Source organism: Streptomyces regalis (assembly GCF_001509475.1).
In the GTDB taxonomy this organism is placed as follows: domain Bacteria; phylum Actinomycetota; class Actinomycetes; order Streptomycetales; family Streptomycetaceae; genus Streptomyces; species Streptomyces regalis.
Genome location: NZ_LLZG01000167.1, coordinates 1 through 3,110, shown reverse-complemented (window position 1 = coordinate 3,110; position 3,110 = coordinate 1). Strand labels below are relative to the sequence as shown.

The 3,110-nt window shown below is 72.8% G+C and carries 2 protein-coding genes; one reads left to right on the top strand and one right to left on the bottom strand.

The window, feature by feature from the left end; translation table 11 throughout:
• On the top strand, nt 1–489 hold a 489-nt coding region (locus tag ADL12_RS20785; protein ID WP_208614583.1), incomplete at its 5' end, for an NPCBM/NEW2 domain-containing protein.
• Nucleotides 490–510: 21 nt separating this feature from the next.
• On the opposite strand, the gene ADL12_RS20780 is transcribed toward ADL12_RS20785, so the two are convergent.
• On the bottom strand, nt 511–3,110 hold a 2,600-nt coding region (locus tag ADL12_RS20780), incomplete at its 5' end, for an ATP-binding protein (RefSeq protein WP_062704176.1).

Here is a 3,110-nt window from a genome sequence, read left to right as displayed (position 1 = left end):
CCCACACCCACCCCGACGCCCACACCCACGCCGACTCCCCCGCCTCCGCCCGCCCCGGCCGTCTACCAGTGGAGCGAGCTGTCGTACAACCTCACCGGCGACGGCACCGAGCCCGAGATGCGGCTCGGCGAGAGCAGTTGGGTGTGGCAGCGGTACGGCGTGTCGATCGCCGACACGCAGTACGCACACGGCGTCACCGTGCACGGCCGGTCCTCCGTGACCATCGACCTCAACCGGGAGTGCTCCGCCTACGACGCGATGGTCGGCGTCGACGACACGAACCTGGGGCTCGGCAAGTTCTCCTTCTCGGTCTACGCCGACGGCGTGCGGCTGTGGCGGTCCGGAGTGCTCGAGGGCGGGGACGCGGCGGTGCCCGTCCATGTGAACCTCGTCGGGCGCGAGACCGTACGGCTGGTGGTCGAGCCGCACAGCACCTTCGACACCCTGCTGCTGGCGGACTGGGCGGAGTCGAAGTTCAGCTGCGTGTAAGGGTTCAGCCGTGGGTGGGGCTCAGCCGGGCGTAGGGCCGCGCAGGTCGCGCACGGCCTCGGCGAGGTCGCGCAGGACGTCGTCCGGGGTCAGGGCGGCGCCCCGGGTGTGCTCGTCGCTGAACCGCTCGGCGCCCAGCGCGGTGCGGGCGGCGGCCTCGGCGCGCTCGGCGTGCGCGCGCTCCGGCAGAGGACGTGGGTGACCGCGGCGCCAGTGCTCCGAGGCGGCGAGCATGCGGACCGCGCACGGGTGGTCGCCGAGGCGGGTCAGCAGGTCCGCCGCGGCGTCCGTGAGGCTTGCCGTGATCACGTCGGCACACCGGTTCTCCACGGCCACACGCAGCGTGTCGGCCAGGAGGGGCAGTCCGTGCTCCGGGCCCGACTCGGCCGTCACGACCAGGGCGTCGACCGCGTTCAGCATCGCGATGAACTGGGGTGGTGGTGTGCCGCGGGCGATCTCCGCGCGGGCCGCCTCGCACATCTCCCGCGCGCGGGCGGTCTCCTTGTCGTCCAGCGCCATCTGGGCCCGCACCAGCAGCACGAACGCCCGTGAGTCCGTCACGCCGTGGCGGTCGGCCGCCGCGCTCGCCTCGTCCAGTGCGGTCCGCGCCGCCGTACGGTCGCCCGAGCGATAGGCGATCTCGGCGAGCCGGGCGACGAGGAACGGGGTCTCGGCGTACGCGCCCACCTCGTAGGCGAGCCGCAGCGCCTCCTCGTACTCGCCCTTGGCCTCCTCGAAGCGGCTGCGCGACATGGCCGTCTCGCCGGCCGCGCTGCACACCTGGGCCCGCATCCAGCGGTCCCCGACGCGGCGGCTGAGGGTCCGCAGCTCCGCGAGGTCGTCGTCGATGCCCTCCAGGCCACCGGGTGAGTCGACGACCATGTGCGTACGGAACATCAGCAGGACGCCGACCTCCCAGTCGCCGCCGTGGACACGGCAGTTGGCGACGGCTTTGTCCATGGCAGCCCGGATGTCCGGCGAACTGCCCAGGAAGAAGGCGATCAGCGGCCAGACGAGCCCCGGCAGCCGCGCCGACTTCGGGCCTCCCGGCTCGAAGAAGTCCCGCATCCGGATCATGTAGCGCCGCATCCGCTCGTCCAGCAGTGCGTCGATCGGTTCGGTATCGGACTTGAGGAAGAGGTGGAGCAGCCGGAGGTTCATGCGCGCGAGGTGCAGTGGGTGGTGGGGCTCCTCCTCCGGGGTGGCGAGGAAGGCGTCGATCGGGTCGAGAGAGGTGACGGGGGAGTCGATGGAGGCAACCCGGGAGTCGGGGGAGGCCGCCGGCGCATCGTCGCCGAGGGCGGCCAGGGCCGTCCCCAGACGCAGGGTCCGGTCGATCCAGGCTGTGCCCTCGTGGCGGTAGTTGCGCAGCCACCAGAACCAGCCCATGGCGAGGGCGATGGAGGTGGCATCCGGTTCGTCGCCCGCGGTGAGGGCGCGATCGAGGGCCGCCCGGATGTTGTCCAACTCCGTCTCCAGGCGTGCGATCCACGGGAGTTGACCGGCAGAACGCAGCAGTGGTTCGGCCTGCTCGACGAGCGCGCGCACCCACGCGCGGTGTCGGCGCTCGGCCGCGACGCGCAGCTCGGGAGCTTCGGCCGCGCGCTCGACGGCGTACTCGTGGATGGTCTCCAGCAGGCGGTACCGCATGCCGCCGGAGCCGTCCCGCTCGCCCGGCGTGGCCACGACCAGGGACTTGTCGACGAGCGCGCCGATCAAGTCCGCGACCGGCCCGGTGCACACCGCCTCCGCCGCCGCGAGGTCCCAGCCGCCCGCGAAGACGGACACCTCGCGCAGCACCGTGCGCTCCGGCTCGTCGAGCAGTTCCCAGGACCAGTCGACGACGGCGCGCAGGGTCTGCTGGCGGGGCAGGACCGTACGGCTTCCGGAGGTGAGGAGGCGGAAGCGGTCGTCCAGGCGGTCGGCGATCTGCCGGGGGGTGAGCAGCCGTAGCCGGGCCGCCGCCAGCTCGATGGCGAGCGGCAGGCCGTCGAGGCGGCGGCAGATCTCCGCGACGGCCATCTGGTCGCGCTCGTCGCGCAGCACGGCGCCGGCGTCGGGGCGGACGGCCGCCGCGCGCTCCGCGAAGAGGCGGTGCGCCTGGTCGGGGAGCAGGGGCTCGACCGGGCGCACCAACTCGCCGGGGACGCCCAGGGGTTCACGGCTGGTGGCGAGGATGGTGAGGCCTGGGCAGCGGGTCAGCAGGGTTTCGGCGAGGGTGGCGGCCGCGCCGATGACATGTTCGCAGTTGTCAAGGATCAGGAGTCGGCTGCGCGGGGCGCAGTACTCGATCAGCAGGGCGACCGGGTCGTCCTGCGGGGCCGTCAGCTCGTTGGTCATGAGCACGGTCTCGCGTAGACCGAGTGCGTTGACCACGGCGCCGGGCACCGCCTCCGGACGGTCGAGCGGGGCGAGCTCGACCAGCCATGCCTGCGGGAGGCCGGCGGCGGCTTCCTCGGCGAGACGGGTCTTTCCAGAGCCGCCTGGTCCGGTGAGCGTGACCAGTCGGGCCCTGTGCAATTCGGAACGGATGGCGTCGAGTTCGAGTTCCCGGCCCACGAAAGAGGTAAGGCGTGGACGGAGGTTGCCGGTGCGTTCGGGGGGCTGGGGGTGGTGGGGGG